Raw genomic sequence first — 20032 nt, forward strand, 5'->3', positions numbered from 1 at the left:
CGGCAGCGGGCGCGGGTAGAACTGTTCTGTGCTCAACGCGTCCAAGAACTGTTCTCCTGCCACTGCTCGCGCCGCGGGTCTGCTGCTCGGCTTTGCCGCTGATCGGTACTTTGCCGATCCGGCCAGATTTCATCCCGTCGCCGGTTTCGGCACGAGTGCGATTGCTCTGCAGCGGGTTTCCTATTCCGACAGCAAGGCCGCTGGCACTGGGCACGTGACCGTGTTGCTCACCGGCGTGGGGGTACTCGGACTGGTCTCCGAGAACGTTGCTCGCCGCGGCGGGTGGCTCGCACACACGAGCGTCATGGCTGCATCGACATGGGCAGTGCTCGGTGGGACATCACTCGCGCGGACCGGGAACGACATGGCGGTGCGCCTCGAGGAGTCCAGACGAAGTGGCGACCTCACCGCCGCGCGCGATCTCCTCCCATCACTGTGTGGACGCGATCCATCGGTTCTGGACGAGGAAGGTCTCACCCGAGCGGCCCTCGAATCGGTGGCCGAGAACACGTCAGACGCCACAGTTGGGGCACTGCTGTGGGGCGCCGTGCTCGGTATCCCCGGCCTGTTCGTCTACCGCGCCGCGAACACCTTGGACGCGATGATCGGTTACCGCTCCGAGAAGTACCGGAACTTCGGATGGGCCGCAGCCAAGTTCGACGATCTGGTCAATCTTGCGCCTGCCCGATTGACGGGCGTCATCACGGCCGCGTCGGCACCGCTGGTCGGCGGTTCGCCGCGCGAGTCGCTCGCGGCCTGGCGACGCGACGCGTCGGCGCATCCCAGTCCGAATGCGGGCGTGGCCGAGGCCACCGCTGCGGGAGCCTTGGGTATCTCACTTGGTGGACGCACGCAGTACGCGCACGGCGTCGAAATGCGTCCCGTGCTCGGAAACGGGCCAGCCCCGACGCCGACGGATTTGCGTCGGGCGTCGAGGCTGTCCTCGGTAGTTCAGATCGGGGCGGCGGTGACGTCAGCGGGAATTGCCGTAGCGGTCGGCAAGTTTGACTTCCTTGGCCGTCCGCGGCACTGATTCGGGCTCGGGCTTTTTGCGACGCCCCATGGTGCGGGCCGGGGTCGGAGTCGGCGCTGGAGTTGTGTCATCGCCCGGTTCGTCATCGAGCAGTTCGGCGGACTCTTCCTTCTCCTTGCGTCGTTCCCGCCATTCCGCGCGGATGAAGTACGCCAGTCCGAGCGGCGCCATGATGCCGAACGCGAGCCACTGGAATCCGTAGGAAAGATACGGACCGGCGTCGAGTTGGGGGAGCGGAATGGTGCCGAGCCCACCGGGCTGGTCGGGCTCGAGCTGGATGTAGGCATTGACAAGGTCGGTACCGATGAACTCGCCGATGGGACCCGCGTCGATGGAGTAGACCTGCGTCGCGCCGTCTTCGAACATCGGTATTCGGCCCGGAGCTGTGCCTTCCGACAAGCGAACCCGGCCGTTCAAGGTGACGGGATCGGTGGGCGGCGCGGCAATCGGAGGCGCCTCGGCGCCCGTGATCGGGCGAACGTAGCCGCGATTGACGAGAATGGTTCGACCATCCTCGAGGGCGAACGGAGTCAAGACCTCGTAGGCCGGTGCACCTTCGACGGACTGAAGGCGGACAAGAATGTCGGCATTCGGCACATAGGACCCGGTGGCTGTGATGTTTCGCCACTCGTCGGCCGGCGCGATGGTGTCGTCGGCGATGACGTTGCCGATGGGCACAGTCTCGGCGTTGATGGAGTTGGAGATCAGATCGTTGCGGTACTCGGTGGACGTGTTCTTTCCGAGCTGCCATGGCGCCAGCACGGTGAAACACATGTAGGCGAAGACGCCGACCACAGCTGCCAATACCAACCAACCGGGCCGCAACAAGAATCTGAGTCTCCGCACGACTACTACGGTATCCGTTCTTCCGAACTGAGTGAATTCAGCTCCGCGTCCTACAGCCGTTCGCGGATCCAGACCAGGATGTCCGGAATTGCCGCTTCGATCTGATCCTGGACCAGTTCGAATCCGGAGAAGTCACCGTAGTAAGGGTCCGGTACGGAATCCCCGTCTGCGTCGGGGTCGAAGGAACGCAGCAGCCGACGACGCTCCGTCGGAACGCCGAGGTGAGCGAGCTCACGATCGTGGCCGGTGTCGAGGGCTACAACGAGGTCTGCCGACAGATGGTCGTCGTTGACCTGGGCCGCGCTGTGGCCGGTCGGATAGTTCGCGGCGACGAGAATCTTGTTGGTGCGCGAGTCGGCTTCCTCGCCGCTGTGCCAGCCGTCGATGCCGGCGCTGGTCACCCGAACCTGATCGCCGAGACCTTCGCGTTGCAGATGGCCGAGCAGGATCTTCTCCGCCATCGGCGACCGGCAGATATTACCGGTGCAGACAAATGTCACGTGCAGTGCTGGCGAGTCAGTGCCGGCCATCGAGTAGTCCTCCCAATTCGTGGGTCGACGCAACCGAGTGATGAGCGCCGTCCGATTCGGATGCGTGACCGTAACCCCATTCGACGAACAGCGCCGGGATTCCGAACTTTGCTGCTCCCAGAATGTCGTGATCACGATCGCCCACCATGATCACATCCGCGGTGCCGCCGTCGGTTGCGCTCACCGGGGTCAGCCCGAGTGAGGTCAACGAATGTGCAATGACGTCCGGCTTGGCGCGCCGGGAACCGTCGTCGCTCGCGCCGCCGATGAACTCGAAATAGTGGGCGAGGCCGAAATGCTCGAGGATGCGGATCGCGAACCGCTCCGACTTCGACGTCGCGACCGCCAACCGGGTGCCGTGCGCGCTGGCCCGGGCCAGTACGTCGTCCATACCGTCGAAGACCGAGTTTTCACTCCACCCGACGGCGTCGTAGCGCTCGATGTACGCGCTGATCGCTACGTCGACCTCGTCAGCGGGCATGTCCATCGAGCGAAACGTGTCGATCATTGGAGGGCCGATGACTGCGGCGAGCATCTCTTCAGTGGGTTCGGGCCGGCCGACGGTGGCCAGTGCATGACGGAACCCGCGGTGAATTCCGGGGGCCGAATCGGTGATGGTTCCGTCGAGGTCGAAGAGGACTACGGGAAATCTATCGAGGGGAAGTGAGCTCACAGAAGCTCATTATCCCGCACGTGGGGAGCCCTGTCCGCGCCCGTAGTCTCGTCACCGTGAGTATCGCAGCGGACGACCTGGACAGTTTGCGTCACCACGGAGACGTCGACGCGCAGCCGGGGCTTCTCGATTTTGCCGTCAACGTCCAAGGCAGCGGACCCCCGGCGTGGCTGCGGGAGCGCCTGGCGCACGAGTTGTCGACGCTCGGTGCGTACCCCTCTGCGGCAGCGGAACTACGGGCCAGGGAAACCGTCGCGGCGCGGCACGGCCGCCGGCCTGACGAGGTGTTGTTGCTCTCCGGTGGGGCCGAGGGATTCGCGATGCTGCCGCGGCTCGGCTCGATAGCGGCGGCGCTGATCCATCCGTCGTTCACGGAACCCGAGCTGGCTCTGCGGGAAGCCGGCGTGCCAGTGACGCAAGTGGTCTTGGAACTGCCGTATCTGTTGCGCGGCGCGAAGGTGCCTGAATCGGCAGATCTTGTGGTTTTGGGTAACCCCACCAATCCGACGTCGGTGCTGCATCCGAAAGTCGACGTGTTGGCGCTGCGTCGGCCGGGCCGAATTCTGGTCGTGGACGAGGCCTTCGGCGACGCGGTACCGGGAGAATCGGAGAGCGTTGCCGATCAGTCTCTGCCGGATGTGCTGGTGCTGCGCAGTCTGACAAAGACATGGGCGCTGGCGGGTTTGCGATGCGGTTACGCGCTCGGAGCACCCGACGTGCTGGCGCGGCTCACCGAAGGTCGGGCGCATTGGCCGCTCGGAAGCTTGCAGATCGAAGCGATCAGGGCGTGTTGCGAACCGTCAGCGGTGCGACAGTCGCAAGAGAAAGCAATGGAGATTGCCCGCGATCGGGAATCGCTGTGCCGCGAGCTTCGCGGTATCGGAATTTCGGTCCACGAACCTGCTTCGGCGCCCTTCGTACTTCTCGAGCTTGCCGACGGCGAAGCGATGCGTCTGCACCTTCGTGAGCGCGGAATCGCTGTTCGTCGGTGCGATACGTTTCCCGGACTCGGCCCCGATCATCTACGTCTGGCAGTTCGCCCGCCGCATCAGGTGTCGATCCTGATCGACGCAATGAAGGAGATCTTGTGAGCACAACCCTCGCCGACGTCATAGCGATACTCGAGGCCGCGTACCCACCGGCACTCGCAGAGTCGTGGGACTCCGTCGGATTGGTGTGCGGCGACCCGGCCGATTCGGTAAACCGGATGGTCTTTGCCGTGGACCCCACCGAATCCGTAGTCGACGACGCTATCGCCTCGGGCGCGGACCTGCTGGTCGTGCACCATCCGCTTCTGCTGCGCGGAGTCGATACCGTCGGCGCGCACACGCCGAAAGGCGCCCTGGTGCACAAGCTGATCAAAGCGGGATGCGCCTTGTTCTCGGCGCACACCAACGCCGATTCGGCCGACCCCGGAGTCTCCGACGCTCTGGCAGATGCCCTCGGTCTGACGGTGCTTCGCCCGATCGAACCGAAGCCGTCGCAGCCCCTGGATAAATGGGTGGTCATGGTTCCGATCGAGAGCGCCGCCGCAGTGCAGGACGCGTTGTTCGAGGCAGGCGCCGGCCGCATCGGCGACTACAGCGAGTGCAGTTGGACTGTCACGGGCACCGGACAATTCCGTCCCGGCGACAATGCAACTCCGGCCATCGGAAGCGTCGGAGCACTGGAGCAGGTCTCGGAAGATCGGATCGAGGTCATCGCGCCGCGCACCACGCGCGCGGCGGTACTCGACGCTCTGCGCACCGCACACCCCTACGAAGAACCAGCCTTCGACGTGTTCGAGTTGGCCACCTTCGCGAGCTCGCTGGGCCTCGGCCGCATCGGTGAGCTTCCGCACGCCGAATCGCTGCGCGAGTTCACCGCGCGAGTCGCGGGCGGCTTGCCGTCGACGGAATGGGGTGTTCGAGCCGCCGGTGACCCCGACGCGATGGTGCGTACCGTCGCGGTCTGCGGCGGTTCCGGCGATTCGTATCTCGGCGTGGTGTCCGCGCTGGGCGTCGACGTCTACGTGACGTCCGACCTGCGGCATCACCCGGCTGACGAGCACCTGCGCGCTGGTGGACCGGCGCTCGTCGACGTTGCACACTGGGCCAGTGAATATCCGTGGTGCGCCCAGGCGAAGTCGGTGGTCGACGCCGCATTCGGGTCCGTTCCCGAGTGGCACAGCCGAGTCAGCACCATCCGCACCGATCCGTGGTGCCTGAGTGCGTCGTAGGTGGCCACCGATCAAGGTACGGTTGCACGAACATTTCAACAGCAGACCCGTCACCGGACATACAGCAGGAGTTACACAGCGTGAACGTCCAACCACAGGTGCAAGCCAAGCTTCTCGACCTCGCCGGCGTGGATGCGGAGCTCACCCGGATCGCACATCGACGCGGTGCGCTTCCCGAGCAGCAGGAAGTTGACCGTCTCGAGGCTGAGCGCGTCAGCCGCAAGGATGCGTCCGTCGGCGTCGAAATCCAGATCGATGACATCGATCGCGATATCCGCAAGCTCGAAGGTGAGATCGACGCTGTTCGTCAGCGTGAAGACAAAGACCGCACTCTCTTGCAGAGCGGCAATGTGGCTGCCAAGCAGCTCACCGAACTCGAACACGAACTCGGCAGCCTTGTCCGTAGGCAGGGCCTTCTCGAAGACGAGTTGCTCGAGGTCATGGAACAGCGTGAGGCGCTGCAGGCAGATTACGATCACGCCGGCGCGCAGCTGTCGCAGGCAGAAGAAGAATTGGTTGACGCCAAGCGTCGTCGCGACGACGCGGTCGCCGATCTGAACAAGGCGCAGGAGCGTTGCGTCGCGGACCGTGAGCGTCTGGTTGTCGAGTTCCCCGCCGATTTCCTGGCGGTCTACGAGAAGCAGCGCACACTCGGCGGCCCCGGCGCGGCCCTGCTTCAGGCCCGCCGTTGTGGTGCCTGCCGAATCGAAATCGACCGCGGCGAGATCTCGCGCATTGCGGGCACGGCGTCCGATGTTGTTGTCCGTTGCCCTGAATGCGGCGCAATCATGGTGCGTACCAAGGAGTCCGGTCTGTGAGTTTGTCACGAGTCATCGTCGAGGCTGACGGTGGATCGCGGGGAAACCCAGGTCCGGCTGGCTACGGCGCCGCCGTGTTCGACAGCTCCCGCAGCGTGCTGGCCGAACGCAAGGAAAGCATCGGCACCGCCACCAACAATGTTGCGGAGTACCGCGGGTTGATTGCGGGTTTGACCGCTGCGGGTGAACTCGGCGCCTCCGATGTCGACGTCCGGATGGATTCCAAACTGGTTGTCGAGCAGATGTCCGGGCGCTGGAAGGTCAAGCACCCGGACATGATTCCGCTGCAGCGGAAGGCCGCGGAGTTGGCGGCGCAGTTCGCGAGCGTGACGTACACCTGGATTCCGCGCGCCGAGAACTCGCACGCGGATCGCCTGGCCAACGAGGCTATGGACGCGGCCGCCGGTGTGGACACCGCAAGCGAATCCGTCCCGGTGTCGACACCGCGAACCGCGCCCGCCGAGACCTCGTCCGAGCCGCAGATCGCCGGTTCGCCCGGGTGGACGGCCAGCGTGGGTAAGCCGACGCGCATGTTGCTGCTGCGCCACGGCCAGACAGCGATGTCGGTCGATCGTCGGTATTCGGGCCGGGGTAATCCCATCCTCACGGCTCTGGGGCGCGCCCAGGCTGCCGGTGCAGCAGCACGATTCGGCAGTCGCGGTGGCATCGACGCCATCGTCTCGTCTCCGTTGGGCCGTACGCGCGAAACAGCCGACGAATCGGCGCGGGTTCTCGGCCTGCCGGTGATCGAGCACAAAGGTCTGATCGAAACCGATTTCGGCGAGTGGGACGGGCTCACGTTTCGTGAAGCGGCGCAGCGTGATCCGGAACTGCATACGGCGTGGTTGTCCGACACGTCGGTGAAGCCGCCCGGCGGTGAGAGCTTCGACGAGGTTCGTGAGCGGGTGATTGCCGCCCGTGACGATCTGCTCGCAACTTACGGTGGGTCGACCCTGCTCGTGGTCTCGCACGTGACACCGATCAAGACCCTGGTGCAACTGGCGCTCGATGCCGGTCCGTCGTTGCTGTATCGCCTGCACCTGGATTTGGCGTCGTTGAGTATCGCCGAGTTCTACCCGGACGGGGGAGCGTCGGTGCGACTGGTGAACGACACGTCGCATTTGCGCTAGCTACAGGACGAGCCAGAGCGCGCTGACCGCTCCGAGCAGGGTCAGCGGCGTGGTTGACAGACCGAGCAGTGTGAAGGTTGCCAGCGTGGGCGCAGCGTCCACGCTGGTGGCCACTCGCCGCCACAGCATCGTGGCCAGTGAGCCGACGTAGGTGAGGTTGGGGCCGAGGTTCACCCCGATGAGCATCGCCAGGAGCAGGCCGGTCGGGGCCGAGGGGCCGAGGGCCGCGATCATCAGCAAGGTGGCCGGCAGGTTGTTCACGAGATTCGACGCGATTGCCGCCACCGCTGCCACCACGAGCAGTGAGACGTAGCTGGTATCGGACGGCAGAATCCGTGCCACAGCATCCCCGACGGGACCGTTCGCGACGCCCGCCACCACAATTCCGAGCACCAGAACAAACGCGCAGAACCACAGATCGGCCGCGTAGACGATCCGCTTGAAGTCGGTTCTGTGGCGACGAAGGGCGATCGCAGACAGCACTGCGGCCCCGGCAACGGCCACCCACGCCGGTTCGATGCCGACGAATCCCGAAGCGGCAAAGCCCAACAGCGTTGCCCCGATGACGACCAACGGCAGGACGGGAGCCGGTGCGAGGTGAACTTCTCGAACCGGGGCAGCCACAGGACCGAGCTCCGATCGGAAGAACCATCGAAAGACGAGATACTCGATCACGATCGTCACGATCCACGGCAGTGCCATCAGTGCGGTGAAGTGCAGGAAGGTCAGCCCCGTTGCCGAAAACGCAATGAGGTTGGTCAGATTGGAGACGGGGAGAAGCGTCGACGCCGAATTCGAGAGGTGCGCAGCGGCATACGAGTGCGGCTGCGGGCTGACGCTGATGGATCGGGCAGCGACGATCACTGCTGGGGTGAGCAGCACCACCGTCGCGTCGAGGCTCAGTACGGCCGTTGTCAGGGCCGCTGCGCCGAAGACGTAGGTGAGCAGGCGCCGCGGATCGCGGCGCGAGCCTTGCCGCAGTATCTGACTGACCCAGTGGAAAACACCCAGTGCGTCGGCGGCATGAGCGAGGATCAGCACCGCCACCAGGAACACGACGGTCGGCGCCATCGCCGTCACTTCGCCGCGTGCCTCGCCGAGCGTGACCGCGCCGGTCAGAACCACAGCCAGGGCGGCGGGGCCGGCCACGACGATCTCGGGCAGTCCGCGCGGGCGAACGATCGCGAACACGAGCACCAGCCCGACCAGAACGATCGGAAGCAGATTCACTTCAGAAGTTTGTGGAGAGTGTTCAGATTGCGGGTGGTGGTGTACGCCTTGAACTTCGGTTTGCCGGTGTTCTTGCCGAATGCGCTCTTGATGGTCATGCCCTTCTCGACCTCCCAGTACAAGACACCGTCGCCCGGGGCGACCCGTTCGACTGCCGGGTCGAGACCCGCCGCCGATTCGGCGAGTTCAGCGAGTACGGACGGCTCCGACGCGATCATCGCGTACGCATGCCAGCCCTTGCGGTCGGGGTCGAAAGGATATCCGTCGACGATGGCCGCCAAGGCTGAAGTGTCGAGCACGAACACCCAGGCTTCGTACCCGAATTCGCGGTTCAGAGCTGTTTCGATGGTTTTCTTCAGCGTCGGCACATCGGCACTGGCGCTGTCGAAGAGGACATTGCCCGAAGCCAGGACCGTCTTCACACGCTCGAATCCGAGTTCGGTGAAGACGCGCGCGAGGTCCACCATCTTGATGTTGATACCGCCGACATTGATGCCGCGTAGCAGGGCCACGTACCGAGTCATAAGGCGACCATAGTTCGGGTCACCGACAGCGACCCGGTAACCTACTGGGGCGGACGAGTTGGCCGGGCGGCCGCGGATCAGGGAACCAGCGCGTAGTGCGCACAGGCCCCGAGTCGAGGAAAGTCCGGACTCCACAGAGCAGGGCGGTTGTTAACGGCAACCCGAGGCAACTCGCGGGACAGTGCCACAGAAAACAGACCGCCTGCCTTTCGGGGCAGGTAAGGGTGAAACGGTGCGGTAAGAGCGCACCAGCACCCCGGGTGACCGGGGTGGCTAGGTAAACCCCGCCCGGAGCAAGGTTGAAGGTCGCATCGCGTGCGGTGCGGCTGCGCAAGTGTTCGAGGGCTGCTCGCCCGAGCTTGCGGGTGAACCGCGTGAGGCACCCGGCGACGGTGTGTCCAGATGGATGGTCGCCACTCGTCACTTCGGTGTCGAGGACAGGATCCGGCTTATACGCCAACTCGTTCGCCCTGACTTTTTTCGCAGGCGTCGCAAGCGCATACAACCCCCGTCGGCATGGCCGACGGGGGTTGTATGTCGTAGATCGTGTGGCGGTGGATCAGATGGGCTTGATGACCAACAGAGTCGCCCAGTAGGTCGCCGCGTCATGGCCCATGAGCGGGAGGAGGTAATCGTAAAGAATTGCGGACATTGCGCGCTCCAATTTCTGTTCGTAGCTTGTCGAGGGCGATCAAGCAGAACTCACCGTTCGATTGTCCGGTTTTCACCTGCCAGGCCAAGTCGAAAGAATAGCAGTCTCACAGCGATCTACAAGCTTGACTCCCACTGAAATGCCACACTGTATTCATGACTGATGAAGATCGACTCTGGTACTTCGATGTGTCCGATGGTTCTGTCTCTCAAGGCAAGGGTCCCTCATCGCTGACGAGAATGGGGCCGTACCCTGATCGCGAGTCGGCAGAGCATGCACTGCAGATCGCGGCGGAACGCAACAAAGCCGCTGATCGGGCCGATGACGACTGGAACAACTGAGTTCGGTTGATGCGCCGAATCGAAGGTGGAGGACGCGTGCCCGCGAGTCGAATAACGGTGCAGGGAATCGACTTCGGGACGATTCGGGCGGAGTTTTCGTTGCCGGACGCGTTCGGCGGTGCGGCGCAGAGCGAGGCCGACAATGCCCGCGATCGGCATGCCGACGGCCGAGTCGACGCCACGCACATCGAGTTCGTCACCATCGATCCGCCCGGATCGATGGATCTCGATCAGGCAGTGCATCTGGAGAAGTCGGCCGACGGCTTTGTTGTCCACTACGCCATCGCGGACGTCGCCGCGGTGGTGGTTCCGGGCGGCGCGCTCGACGTCGAAACCCGCAAGCGGGGCCAAACCTTTTATCTCCCGGACGGTTCCGTACCCCTGCATCCGCGTGCCCTGTCGGAAGGTTCGGCCAGCCTGTTGCCGGATGTGGTCCGCCCGGCAGCGCTCTGGCGAATCGAACTCGACGTCAACGCAGAGCCGACGTCGTGGACCGTGACCAGGGCCCTCGTGAAATCCGTGGCGCGTCTGGACTATTCGACGGTCCAGGCCGACGCCGATGCCGGTACCTTGCACCCCTCGATTGCCGCTCTCCCGGAATTCGGCAGGCTACGTGGTGACTCGGCGGTAGCCCGCGGCGCCATCGAGCTGAAGTTGCCGGAGCAGTCGGTGGTCCGGGAAGAATCCGGGCCGGACGAAACCGGGCGGTGGCGAATTGTGTTGGAACCGCGTACGGAAGCCGACGACTGGAATGCCGAAGTATCGCTGTTGACGGGGATGTGCGCCGGCCGGATGATGATCGGCGCAGGTGTCGGATTGTTGCGGACGCTACCGCCGGCCGAGCAATCGGCAGTGGACACGTTGCGGAGAACTGCGGTTGCACTGGGTATTACGTGGCCGCCGGGCAAATCGGTTGGCCAAGTACTCGCTGGACTCGACGCGCAGGAGCCGTCCACGTTGGCCTTGATGTCGGTAGCGCCGTCTTTGCTGCGTGGCGCTGACTATGCGGCGTTCGACGGTCAATTGCCCGATCTGACAGTGCATGCGGGGATCGGCGCGCCCTACGCTCACGTGACCGCTCCGCTGCGCCGGTTGTCCGATCGCTTCAGTACCGAGATTTGTCTGGCGATCAGCGCTGGTACGCCGGTACCGGATTGGGTGCGCGCGGCACTTCCGGAATTGCCGCCGATCATGAGCGGATCGGATTCGGTTGCCAACAAGGTGGACCGGGCCTGCATCGATCTGACCGAGGTGACGTTGCTCGAGGGACGCGTCGGCGAGGTGTTCGACGCTGTGGTGATGCGATCCAGGGACGGCAAGCGCGCGGCCGAGGTGTTCATTCCGTCGGTAACCGTGATCGCAAAATGTGTGGGCACTCCCGACGACGGTGAGCGGGTGAAGGTGCGACTCACCGCCGTCGATACGGCCAAGCGAACTGTGGAGTTCACTTTTCCGGCATAGAGCTTTCCGGCATAGAGCCGAGTTACCGGTAGGAGTCCGTTGCCTCGATCAGGTGATGGGCGATGCCGGGTTCCATGGCGGAATGGCCGGCGTCGTCGACGATCACGAGCTTCGACTCCGGCCAGGCATTATGCAGGTCCCAGGCACTGGTGGCGGGGCAGACGACGTCGTAGCGACCTTGCACGATCGTTCCGGGAATGCCGTGCAGGGCGGAACTCTTAGTCAGTAGTTGGGCTTCGTCGAAGAAGCCGCCGTTGACGAAGTAGTGGTTCTCGATCCGTGCAAAGGCCAGTGCAAAGCGAACTTCGGAGTTTTCCTCGACCTTGTCCGGCTTCGGGATCAGGTAGCTCGTCGAACCCTCCCACGCGGACCAGGCGATTGCAGCGCGCTCTGCCACAGCGGCGTCGTCGGAATGCAGGAGACGGTGGTAGACCGCCACCAGATCGTCGCCGCGCTCGTTCTCCGGCACCGGTTCGAGGAACTTGGCCCAGCGTTCGGGGAACAGATGACCCGCTCCGCCGTTGTAGTACCAGTCGATTTCGCTTCGGCGCAGGAGGAAGATCCCGCGCAGCACAAGCTCGGTGACGCGGGTCGGGAAGGTTTCGGCGTAGGACAGCGCGAGGGTTGAACCCCACGATCCGCCGAACACCATCCACTTCTCGATACCGAGATGCTCACGTAGGGCCTCGATGTCGTGCAGCAGCTTGTCGGTGGTGTTGACCGACAGATCGGCGCCGTCGGCGACGTGTGGAGTGGACCGACCGCATCCACGCTGGTCGAGAAGAATGATTCGGTAGGCGTCGGGATCGAAGAACTGCCGCAGCGACGGGTGTGTCCCTCCGCCGGGGCCGCCGTGCAGAAACACGACAGGTTTGCCGTCGGGGTTGCCGCTGATCTCCCAGTACATGTTCTGGTTGTCGCCGACGTCGAGGAAGCCTGACGTGTGCGGCTCGATCGGGGGATAGAGCTCGCGAAGTTCACCGGTGTCGGCCATCAGAAACCGACCATGCCCGAGGCGAGGTCGGGGATCTCCAGCGCGTACAGCGCGCCGTCCCGGATTTCCGGGCAGGTGGTTGCCATGGCGGCGTCGATGCGATCACGGTGAGCCGCAAGGTCGAGCAGGTTGATGCCGTTCTGGCTCGCCCACGTACCGATCAGGAGATTGAGCGCGCCCTTGCCCAGCGTCGGGGTGACGGTTCGCCAGTTCTGGAGTTCGGCTTCCATGTCCGAACACAACTGCTGCACCTGCGCGTCGGTGAACGTGCCCGCTGCGGCAGCGGTCGTAGTCGCCGCAGCGGAAGTGGTCGGAGTTGTCGAGCTGGGCGCGGGAGAGGTTGTGGTCCCTCCCGCGCATCCGCTCAGAACCGTCACGAGAGCAGCCGCACCAACACCGGCCGCTGTGAAATGACGACGGTTACCGATCATGAACGCACCCCTGAATTTCTTTTCGAGAGACAGGCGGCGTTCGCCGGTCTCGGATCAGAAACTGTGCTCGACGGCCGGGAAGGCGCCTGTGCGAACTTCTGACGCATAGGCTGCGGCCGCTGAGCGCAGTTCGTCACCGACGTTACCGAAACGCTTGACGAACTTGGCTGTCTTGCCGCTCGTGTAGCCGGCCATGTCCTGCCAGACGAGGACCTGGGCGTCGCATTCGTTGCCCGCGCCGATACCGACGGTAGGGATGGTCAATTTGCGTGTGACCTGGCCGGCGATGTCGGCCGGAACCATTTCCATGACAACGGAGAAAGCGCCGGCTTCCTGGACGGCAATGGCGTCCGCCACAAGCTGGTCTGCGCCGTCGCCGCGGCCCTGGACGCGGAATCCGCCGAGCGAGTTGACGCTCTGCGGCGTGAAACCGACGTGTGCCATGACGGGGATGCCGGCCGAGGTGATAGCGGCAATCTGCTTGCTCATCCGCTCGCCGCCCTCGAGCTTCACGGCGTGCGCGAGGCCCTCTTTCATGAAGCGGGTGGCAGTTGCCAGAGCCTGTTCGGCGGAGGCTTCGTAGGTACCGAACGGAAGGTCGGCAACAACCAGTGCGTGGGGAGCGCCGCGAACTACACCGCGAACCAGTGGGAGAAGTTCGTCGACTGTGATCGGCACGGTGGTGTCGTAGCCGTATACGACGTTGGCGGCGGAATCACCGACGAGGAGAACCGGAATTCCGGCTTCTTCGAAGATTCGGGCCGTCGAGTAGTCGTATGCCGTGAGCATCGACCAACGTTCGCCGTTCTGCTTCATCTCGGCAAGGTGGTGGATGCGGGTTTTACGCATGGGAGCAGTCGGGGTAGCAGCTGCGGAACCGTACAAAGGAGTCTCGGACATCGTTGTCCCTTTCGTGCCTCGAGGCCTTAGGCATTGATTGCCGTCGGGTCCCCGGGTGTGGGTGATGACACGATCAGTCTGCCACCGGAAACCGCCGGTGCGAATAGCAAAACCTGGTGCGATGGGTCACATCGGCGAGCGGGGCGGCCGAAGTAGCGAATGGCTGGTAACCGCTGTTTCCTGGCACCATCGAGATATGTCGAAGTTCGTTCGCCTCTCCGGTGCGTGTACCGCAAGCGTCGCTGTTCTCCTGTTGGTGGTCGGTTGCACCGTTGCCGACGGTGACAATCCCTCGCCTACTTCCACCGCTTCCGCGGGGGCCGCAGATTCCGCGGCGGCGGGTTCGGTTCCGGCTGGGTTGGAGAAGTTTTACGAGCAGACTCTCGACTGGGGTTCGTGTGAACGATTTGCCACCCCGGGTGATTCACCGCTCAGCAGTTCGATCGATTGCGCCGCGGTCACGGTTCCGGTCGATTACGCGGAGCCGACGGGAGCGACGGCGCAGGTTGTCATCTCGCGAGCAGCGGCGACGGGGGATCGAATCGGATCGCTCCTGATCAACCCTGGTGGACCTGGTGCATCAGGACTGGCGATGGCAACCCAGGGTTCCAGGACCGAGCTCGCGGAGCGTTTCGACCGGATCGGGTTCGATCCGCGCGGCGTGGGGGCGTCGACGCCGCAGGTGCGCTGTCTGACCCCGGCGGAGTTCGATGCCGAGCGCGCGGAGGTCGACATCGACATGACCCCCGAGGGGATTGCCGACGCGGAACAGGACAGTAAGGACTACGCCGCGGCGTGCGTGGAGAACACCGGAGCCGAGTTCCTCGCGCACGTCGGAACCTATGAAGTGGTGCGCGACATGGACGTGATCCGCGGTGTGCTCGGTGATCCCGAGTTGAACTTCCTCGGGTTCTCCTACGGAACGCGAATCGGTTCGACCTACGCCGAAACTTTCCCGCAGAGCGTTCGGGCCATGGTGCTCGACGGCGCATTGGATCCGAATCAGGACGTCGTCGATGAAGTTGTCCTGCAAGGACAGGGTTTCCAGGTTGCGTTCGATGCCTTTGCCGCCGACTGTGCGTCGCAGCGCGACTGCCCGCTCGGAAGTGATCCGGCGCAGGCGCGGGAGCGCTTCCAGGCATTGATAGAACCACTGATCGACAACCCTGCCGCCACGACGGATCCGCGCGGACTCAGCTACGAGGATGCGATCACCGGTGTGCAGCAGGCACTGTATTCGCAGCAGCTGTGGACGACATTGCGCATGGGTCTGGCCGGCCTGGCGGATGGCCGGGGCGATGCATTGCTGAGTTTGGCCGATCAGTACGAGGGCCGAAACATCGACGGCACGTATTCCAACATCAACGACGCGTTCAATGCCATCCGATGTGTCGACGATCCGGCCACCACCGATCGGGCAGAAGCGGGTGAGGCCGACACCCGGTATCGCGAGGCCGCACCGTTCCTCGACGACGGGCGAGGCACGGGCCAGGCGCCGCTCGATCTGTGTGCGTTCTGGCCCGTTCCGGCGACCGGTAGTCCGCATGAGCTCGATCCGCAGGCACTGGCCGACGCCGGCCTCCCGACGCTGGTCGTCGTGTCGACGACGCAGGATCCGGCCACCCCGTATCAGGCCGGCGTGGACCTCGCGAAACAACTCGGAGCCGCGCTCGTCACGTTCGAGGGAACGCAACACACCGTTGCTCTGGACGGCGAACAATGCGTCGACGACGCGGTGATCAACTACCTCGTCTACTTGAAGATCCCGGAGGACGGGCTGACATGTTAGTCCCTGTAGGCCCGCACGCAGGCGCTATGCGGGAGTGATGCATCACTCCCGCAACTCGTGCCGCTGATGTAACACAGATTTAACGTGGCTTGCTTACTCTCGCGTGCATGGATCGCCAAAAAGAATTCGTGCTTCGTACCCTGGAAGAGCGCGACATTCGGTTCGTCCGCTTGTGGTTCACCGACGTTCTCGGTTACCTCAAATCGGTGGCGATCGCCCCCGCGGAACTCGAAGGTGCCTTCGAAGAGGGAATCGGATTCGACGGTTCCGCCATCGAGGGGTTCGCTCGAGTGTCCGAAGCCGACACCGTTGCCCGCCCTGATGCGTCGACGTTCCAGGTGCTGCCGTGGGCGCACAAGGACGGCGCGCAACATTCGGCCCGTATGTTCTGCGACATCACCAACCCGGACGGTTCGCCGTCGTGGGCGGACCCGCGCCACGTACTTCGTCGTCAGCTGAGCAAGGCGAGCGACTTGGGCTTCAGTTGCTACGTGCACCCCGAGATCGAGTTCTTCCTTCTCGAGAACGGCCCGATGGACGGCACTCCGCCGATCCCGGCCGATTCCGGCGGATACTTCGATCAGGCCGTGCACGATTCGGCTCCGAACTTCCGTCGTCACGCGATCGACGCTCTCGAGTCCATGGGCATCTCGGTCGAGTTCAGCCATCACGAGGCAGCTCCCGGGCAGCAGGAGATCGATCTCCGCTACGCCGACGCGCTGTCCATGGCCGACAACGTGATGACGTTCCGGTACGTCGTCAAGGAGGTTGCGATCGGTGAAGGCGTGCGGGCGAGCTTCATGCCCAAGCCGTTCAGCGATCAGGCCGGTTCGGCGATGCACACCCACATGAGCCTGTTCGAGGGCGACACAAACGCGTTCCACAACCCGGACGATCCGATGCAGCTCTCGGAGACCGGCAAGGCATTCATCGCCGGCATTCTCGAGCACGCCAACGAGATCAGTGCTGTCACCAACCAGTGGGTCAACTCCTACAAGCGTCTGGTCCACGGCGGCGAGGCTCCGACGGCAGCGTCGTGGGGACCGTCCAACCGCTCGGCGCTGATCCGCGTTCCGATGTACACACCGAACAAGGCGTCGTCGCGTCGTGTCGAGATTCGCAGCCCAGACTCGGCGTGCAACCCGTACCTGACGTTCGCGGTGTTGCTCGCGGCTGGTCTGCGCGGCATCGAGAAGGGCTACACCTTGCCTCCCGAGGCCGAGGACGACGTGTGGTCGTTGACGTCTGCTGAGCGCCGCGCCATGGGCTACAAGGAATTGCCGAGCAACCTCGACGGTGCTCTGCGCGAGATGGAGAAGTCGGAGTTGGTGGCCGAGGCTCTCGGCGAGCACGTTTTCGACTTCTTCCTGCGGAACAAGCGGCGCGAATGGGAGGAATACCGCAGCCACGTGACGCCGTTCGAGCTCAAGACCTACCTCGGCCTGTGATGGTCAAGCCGCCGTCCGCACGATCCGTGGTACCCGGGCCGGGCCGGCTCGGGTTGGTCGAGAACACCGCCGCCGACGAGCTTCGTCAACTCGGGTGGGTGGACTCGGAGAGCATCGAACTCCTGTGGTCACTCTCACGCTCGGCCAACGCCGATCTTGCGCTGCGCACATTGGTGCGCATCAAGGATTCGCTGGGCGACGGCTGGAGTGACCTCGACGACTCGCTGCGTAAGGACAAGAGCCTGCGCGGACGGCTGCTCGGGCTGATCGGAGCGTCGGCGGCATTCGGTGATCACCTCGTTGCCGATCCGTCCGCTTGGCGCATTCTCGACGGCACGTCGCTGCCGACCAAGGACGCTGCCACCACGGCGCTGCTCGGCGCCGTCGGCGCAACGTTGGACGAGGGCGCAACCCCCGGCTCGCAGACGTACCGCGCTGCGATGACCGGTCCGGACGCCGTAGTTGCGCTGCGAAAGTCGTACAAGGATCAGCTGATGTTGCTGGCCGCGTGCGATTTGGCGGCCACTGTCGAAAACGAACCCGTGGTTCCGTATCAGACGATCGGGCATCAGCTTTCGGATCTGGCCGACGCGGCCCTGACCGCTGCTCTGTCGGTTGCCATTGCCACCGTGTGCCCCGAAGGCACGTGCCCCATTCGGCTTGCCGTCATCGCGATGGGCAAATGTGGTGCGCGCGAACTGAATTACGTGTCCGACGTCGACGTCGTGTTCGTTGCCGAACCCGCCGACGCCACCGCATCTCGCGTAGCGGGCGAGTTGATGAGGATCGGCACGTCCGCCTTCTTCGAAGTCGATGCTGCGCTCCGCCCCGAGGGTAAGCGCGGCGAACTCGTGCGCTCGCTCGAATCCCACATCGCGTACTACAAGCGATGGGCCAAGACGTGGGAGTTCCAGGCTCTGCTGAAGGCCCGCCCGATGACGGGAGACATGGAACTCGGGCGTGCGTACGCCGAGGCTATGAGCCCGATGGTCTGGACGGCATCCGAACGCGAGGACTTCGTTCCCGAAGTGCAGGCCATGCGCCGACGCGTCGAGGAAATGGTTCCGCCCGAGATGCGTGAGCGCGAGCTCAAGCTCGGGCGCGGAAGTTTGCGCGACGTCGAATTTGCCGTTCAGCTCCTGCAATTGGTGCACGGCCGCGCTGACGAGAGTCTGCACGTGCAGAGCACTGTCGACGCGCTGACGGCGCTGGCTGCCGGTGGCTACGTGGGCCGAGACGACGCCGCGAACCTCACGGCGTCCTACGAGTTCCTTCGCCTCCTCGAGCATCGTCTGCAGTTGCAGAAGCTCAAGCGCACTCACACGTTGCCGCCGCCGGACGACGACGAGGCGTTGCGTTGGCTGGCCCGCGCCGCGCACATGCGTCCCGACGGCCGCCTCGACGCGCTCGGGGTGTTGCGCGCCGAGATCAAACGCAATTCCCATCGAATCCGCCGGTTGCACGCCAAGCTGTTCTACCGTCCGCTGCTCGAGTCCGTGGCGCGGATGGACAAGGAATCGTTGGCTCTCGGGCCGGAAGCTGCTGTTCGCCAGTTGGCGGCGTTGGGGTACACCGCCCCCGAGAATGCGCTCGGCCACCTCACGGCCTTGACTGCCGGGGCGTCCCGCAAGGGGCGGATCCAGGCGCTGCTCTTGCCGACGTTGCTCGAATGTCTTGCCGACACACCGGATCCCGATGCCGGACTGTTGGCGTACCGGCGCCTGTCCGACGCACTGGTCGATCAGACCTGGTTCCTTCGGCTGCTTCGCGACGAGGCGGCCGTAGCCGAACGCCTGATGACGGTGCTGGGTTCCTCGGCCTACTTGCCGGATCTGTTGATCAAGGCACCCGACGTCATTCGTCTGTACGCGGATTCGCCGAGTGGCCCGCGTCTGATCGAACCGGTACCCGAGGACGTCTCGCGCGGAATTCTCACCGCGTCGGCGCGGCACAGTGACCCCAATCGGGCTGTTGCAGCGGCACGTTCGTTGCGTCGTCACGAACTGGCGCGCATCGCGTCGGCCGACATTCTGGGAATGCTCGACGTTCCCGCGGTGTGCAAGGCGCTGTCGTCGGTGTGGGCTGCGGTTCTCAACGCGTCGCTTTCCGCGGTGATCCGGGCCAGTGTTGCCGAATTGGGAACGCCGGCACCCGCCGCATTCTCCGTCATCGGAATGGGCCGACTCGGCGGCGGCGAACTGGGATACGGCTCCGACGCCGATGTTCTGTTCGTGTGTGAGCCGGTGGAAGGCGTCGACGAGACCGTTGCGGTCAAGTGGGCCAACAGTATTGCGGACAAGGTCCGCAAGCTACTCGGTGCGCCCAGCACCGATCCGCCGCTCGAGGTGGATACGGGACTTCGCCCCGAGGGACGCAACGGCCCCATGGTCCGCACCCTCGAATCGTACGACGCCTACTACGCAAAATGGGCGCAGGCGTGGGAGATTCAGGCACTGCTTCGCGCCCACCCGGTAGCCGGCGATCCCGATCTGGGTCTGCGGTTCCTGCACATGATCGACAAGACCCGTTACCCCGAGGGCGGCGTCAGCGAAACGGCGGTTCGCGAGATTCGCCGAATCAAGGCTCGCGTCGATTCCGAACGCCTACCTCGTGGAGCCGATCCCGCGACACACACCAAATTGGGTCGCGGTGGGCTGGCCGACATCGAGTGGACCGTGCAGCTGATCCAGTTGCGTCACGCCGACAAGGTCGAGTCGCTGCACAACACGTCGACGCTCGAAACGCTGGACGCAATCGGCGCAGCCGAGTTGCTCAGTGAATCCGACGTCGAGTTGTTGCGCGACGCGTGGATCACCGCGACCAAGGCACGCAATTGCCTTGTGCTGGTTCGCGGGAAGCCGACCGATCAATTGCCAGGTCCGGGACGCGTCCTGTCCGCCGTGGCGCAGGTTGCGGGATACGGAGACGACTCGGGGGAGTTCCTCGACAACTATCTCCGCATCACGCGACGGGCAAAGGCCGTGGTGGAACGGGTGTTCGGCGGAGAGTAGCGT

General features: G+C 64.3%; 18 protein-coding genes and 1 other RNA gene. 11 read left to right on the forward strand and 8 right to left on the reverse strand.

The window, feature by feature from the left end; genetic code table 11:
- The first annotated feature begins 28 nt into the window (after positions 1-28).
- Positions 29-1033: a cobalamin biosynthesis protein gene (locus FFI94_RS10880; RefSeq protein ID WP_138872953.1), complete on the forward strand. Its 1005-nt coding sequence runs from the start codon at positions 29-31 to the stop codon at positions 1031-1033.
- Here the strand turns inward: FFI94_RS10880 and FFI94_RS10885 are convergent.
- Genes FFI94_RS10885 through FFI94_RS10895 form a run of 3 tightly spaced genes read right to left on the reverse strand, consistent with a single transcriptional unit; the run spans position 974 to position 3082 of the window.
- On the reverse strand, positions 974-1879 hold the full coding sequence (locus FFI94_RS10885; RefSeq protein WP_138872954.1) for an SURF1 family protein: 906 nt from the start codon (positions 1877-1879) through the stop codon (positions 974-976). The two genes, FFI94_RS10880 and FFI94_RS10885, sit on opposite strands and share 60 nt — an antisense overlap.
- Before the next feature lie 50 nt (positions 1880-1929).
- Positions 1930-2409 carry a low molecular weight protein-tyrosine-phosphatase gene (locus tag FFI94_RS10890; RefSeq protein WP_138872955.1) on the reverse strand — a complete coding sequence of 160 codons (480 nt, stop codon included), beginning with the start codon at positions 2407-2409 and terminating at the stop codon, positions 1930-1932.
- The gene (locus FFI94_RS10895; RefSeq protein ID WP_138872956.1) at positions 2396-3082 is read right to left on the reverse strand and encodes an HAD-IA family hydrolase; all 687 of its coding nucleotides are present in this window, start codon (positions 3080-3082) and stop codon (positions 2396-2398) included. The genes FFI94_RS10890 and FFI94_RS10895 overlap by 14 nt, the downstream gene beginning before the upstream one ends.
- Positions 3083-3138: 56 nt before the next feature.
- Here FFI94_RS10895 and cobC point away from each other — a divergent pair, with 56 nt between their 5' ends.
- The 4 genes from cobC (at position 3139) to FFI94_RS10915 (ending at position 7248) form a co-directional block, all read left to right on the forward strand.
- On the forward strand, positions 3139-4173 hold the full coding sequence (gene cobC / locus FFI94_RS10900; RefSeq protein ID WP_138872957.1) for an Rv2231c family pyridoxal phosphate-dependent protein CobC: 1035 nt from the start codon (positions 3139-3141) through the stop codon (positions 4171-4173).
- Entirely contained in the window at positions 4170-5300 is a 1131-nt protein-coding gene (locus FFI94_RS10905) for a Nif3-like dinuclear metal center hexameric protein (protein ID WP_138872958.1), read from the forward strand. Before cobC ends, FFI94_RS10905 begins: the two co-directional genes overlap by 4 nt.
- Positions 5301-5380: 80 nt before the next feature.
- A complete protein-coding gene (locus FFI94_RS10910; RefSeq protein WP_138872959.1) occupies positions 5381-6118 on the forward strand; it encodes a zinc ribbon domain-containing protein in 738 nt (245 codons plus the stop codon).
- Entirely contained in the window at positions 6115-7248 is a 1134-nt protein-coding gene (locus tag FFI94_RS10915) for a bifunctional RNase H/acid phosphatase (RefSeq protein ID WP_138872960.1), read from the forward strand. Before FFI94_RS10910 ends, FFI94_RS10915 begins: the two co-directional genes overlap by 4 nt.
- Here the strand turns inward: FFI94_RS10915 and FFI94_RS10920 are convergent, their stop codons facing one another.
- Together FFI94_RS10920 and FFI94_RS10925 are read right to left on the reverse strand one after the other, a co-directional pair.
- Positions 7249-8478, reverse strand: a complete 1230-nt coding sequence (locus FFI94_RS10920) for an SLC13 family permease (protein WP_138872961.1) — start codon at positions 8476-8478, stop codon at positions 7249-7251.
- On the reverse strand, positions 8475-9002 hold the full coding sequence (locus FFI94_RS10925; RefSeq protein ID WP_138872962.1) for a DUF1697 domain-containing protein: 528 nt from the start codon (positions 9000-9002) through the stop codon (positions 8475-8477). The genes FFI94_RS10920 and FFI94_RS10925 overlap by 4 nt, the downstream gene beginning before the upstream one ends.
- A 54-nt stretch (positions 9003-9056) precedes the next feature.
- On the opposite strand from FFI94_RS10925, the gene rnpB reads away from it, so the two are divergent.
- The 3 genes from rnpB to FFI94_RS10940 all read left to right on the forward strand — a co-directional run bounded on the left by rnpB (position 9057) and on the right by FFI94_RS10940 (position 11456).
- An RNA gene (gene rnpB, locus FFI94_RS10930) (RNase P RNA component class A) lies at positions 9057-9470 on the forward strand.
- Positions 9471-9809: 339 nt separating this feature from the next.
- On the forward strand, positions 9810-9995 hold the full coding sequence (locus tag FFI94_RS10935; RefSeq protein ID WP_033233133.1) for a hypothetical protein: 186 nt from the start codon (positions 9810-9812) through the stop codon (positions 9993-9995).
- Between the two features lie 9 nt (positions 9996-10004).
- A complete protein-coding gene (locus tag FFI94_RS10940; RefSeq protein WP_138872963.1) occupies positions 10005-11456 on the forward strand; it encodes an RNB domain-containing ribonuclease in 1452 nt (483 codons plus the stop codon).
- A gap of 22 nt (positions 11457-11478) precedes the next feature.
- On the opposite strand, the gene pip is transcribed toward FFI94_RS10940, so the two are convergent.
- From pip to panB, 3 genes are read right to left on the reverse strand one after another with little or no spacing between them, the layout of a single operon-like run.
- Entirely contained in the window at positions 11479-12450 is a 972-nt protein-coding gene (gene pip / locus FFI94_RS10945) for a prolyl aminopeptidase (protein ID WP_138872964.1), read from the reverse strand.
- Positions 12450-12881: a hypothetical protein gene (locus tag FFI94_RS10950; protein ID WP_138872965.1), complete on the reverse strand. Its 432-nt coding sequence runs from the start codon at positions 12879-12881 to the stop codon at positions 12450-12452. The genes pip and FFI94_RS10950 overlap by 1 nt, the downstream gene beginning before the upstream one ends.
- A gap of 54 nt (positions 12882-12935) precedes the next feature.
- A complete protein-coding gene (gene panB / locus FFI94_RS10955) occupies positions 12936-13781 on the reverse strand; it encodes a 3-methyl-2-oxobutanoate hydroxymethyltransferase (protein ID WP_138872966.1) in 846 nt (281 codons plus the stop codon).
- Between the two features lie 196 nt (positions 13782-13977).
- On the opposite strand from panB, the gene FFI94_RS10960 reads away from it, so the two are divergent.
- From FFI94_RS10960 to FFI94_RS10970, 3 genes are all read left to right on the forward strand, one after another.
- Entirely contained in the window at positions 13978-15570 is a 1593-nt protein-coding gene (locus tag FFI94_RS10960) for an alpha/beta hydrolase (protein ID WP_138872967.1), read from the forward strand.
- Between the two features lie 107 nt (positions 15571-15677).
- Complete coding sequence (glnA, locus tag FFI94_RS10965) at positions 15678-17018, forward strand: type I glutamate--ammonia ligase (RefSeq protein WP_138872968.1); 1341 nt, start codon at positions 15678-15680, stop codon at positions 17016-17018.
- On the forward strand, positions 17018-20029 hold the full coding sequence (locus FFI94_RS10970) for a bifunctional [glutamine synthetase] adenylyltransferase/[glutamine synthetase]-adenylyl-L-tyrosine phosphorylase (RefSeq protein WP_138873725.1): 3012 nt from the start codon (positions 17018-17020) through the stop codon (positions 20027-20029). Before glnA ends, FFI94_RS10970 begins: the two co-directional genes overlap by 1 nt.
- Positions 20030-20032 lie beyond the last annotated feature (3 nt).

It is taken from the genome of Rhodococcus sp. KBS0724, assembly GCF_005938745.2.
GTDB lineage: Bacteria > Actinomycetota > Actinomycetes > Mycobacteriales > Mycobacteriaceae > Rhodococcus_F.

Excerpts from the sequence above, each read along its gene's own strand:
- FFI94_RS10890 (WP_138872955.1), bottom strand. The coding sequence starts at position 2,409 with ATGGCCGGCACTGACTCGCCAGCACTGCACGTGACATTTGTCTGCACC.
- FFI94_RS10925 (WP_138872962.1), bottom strand. The coding sequence starts at position 9,002 with ATGACTCGGTACGTGGCCCTGCTACGCGGCATCAATGTCGGCGGTATC.
- panB (WP_138872966.1), bottom strand. The coding sequence starts at position 13,781 with ATGTCCGAGACTCCTTTGTACGGTTCCGCAGCTGCTACCCCGACTGCT.
- glnA (WP_138872968.1), top strand. The coding sequence starts at position 15,678 with ATGGATCGCCAAAAAGAATTCGTGCTTCGTACCCTGGAAGAGCGCGAC.
- FFI94_RS10950 (WP_138872965.1), bottom strand. The coding sequence starts at position 12,881 with ATGATCGGTAACCGTCGTCATTTCACAGCGGCCGGTGTTGGTGCGGCT.
- FFI94_RS10970 (WP_138873725.1), top strand. The coding sequence starts at position 17,018 with ATGGTCAAGCCGCCGTCCGCACGATCCGTGGTACCCGGGCCGGGCCGG.
- FFI94_RS10940 (WP_138872963.1), top strand. The coding sequence starts at position 10,005 with ATGCGCCGAATCGAAGGTGGAGGACGCGTGCCCGCGAGTCGAATAACG.
- pip (WP_138872964.1), bottom strand. The coding sequence starts at position 12,450 with ATGGCCGACACCGGTGAACTTCGCGAGCTCTATCCCCCGATCGAGCCG.
- FFI94_RS10935 (WP_033233133.1), top strand. The coding sequence starts at position 9,810 with ATGACTGATGAAGATCGACTCTGGTACTTCGATGTGTCCGATGGTTCT.
- FFI94_RS10960 (WP_138872967.1), top strand. The coding sequence starts at position 13,978 with ATGTCGAAGTTCGTTCGCCTCTCCGGTGCGTGTACCGCAAGCGTCGCT.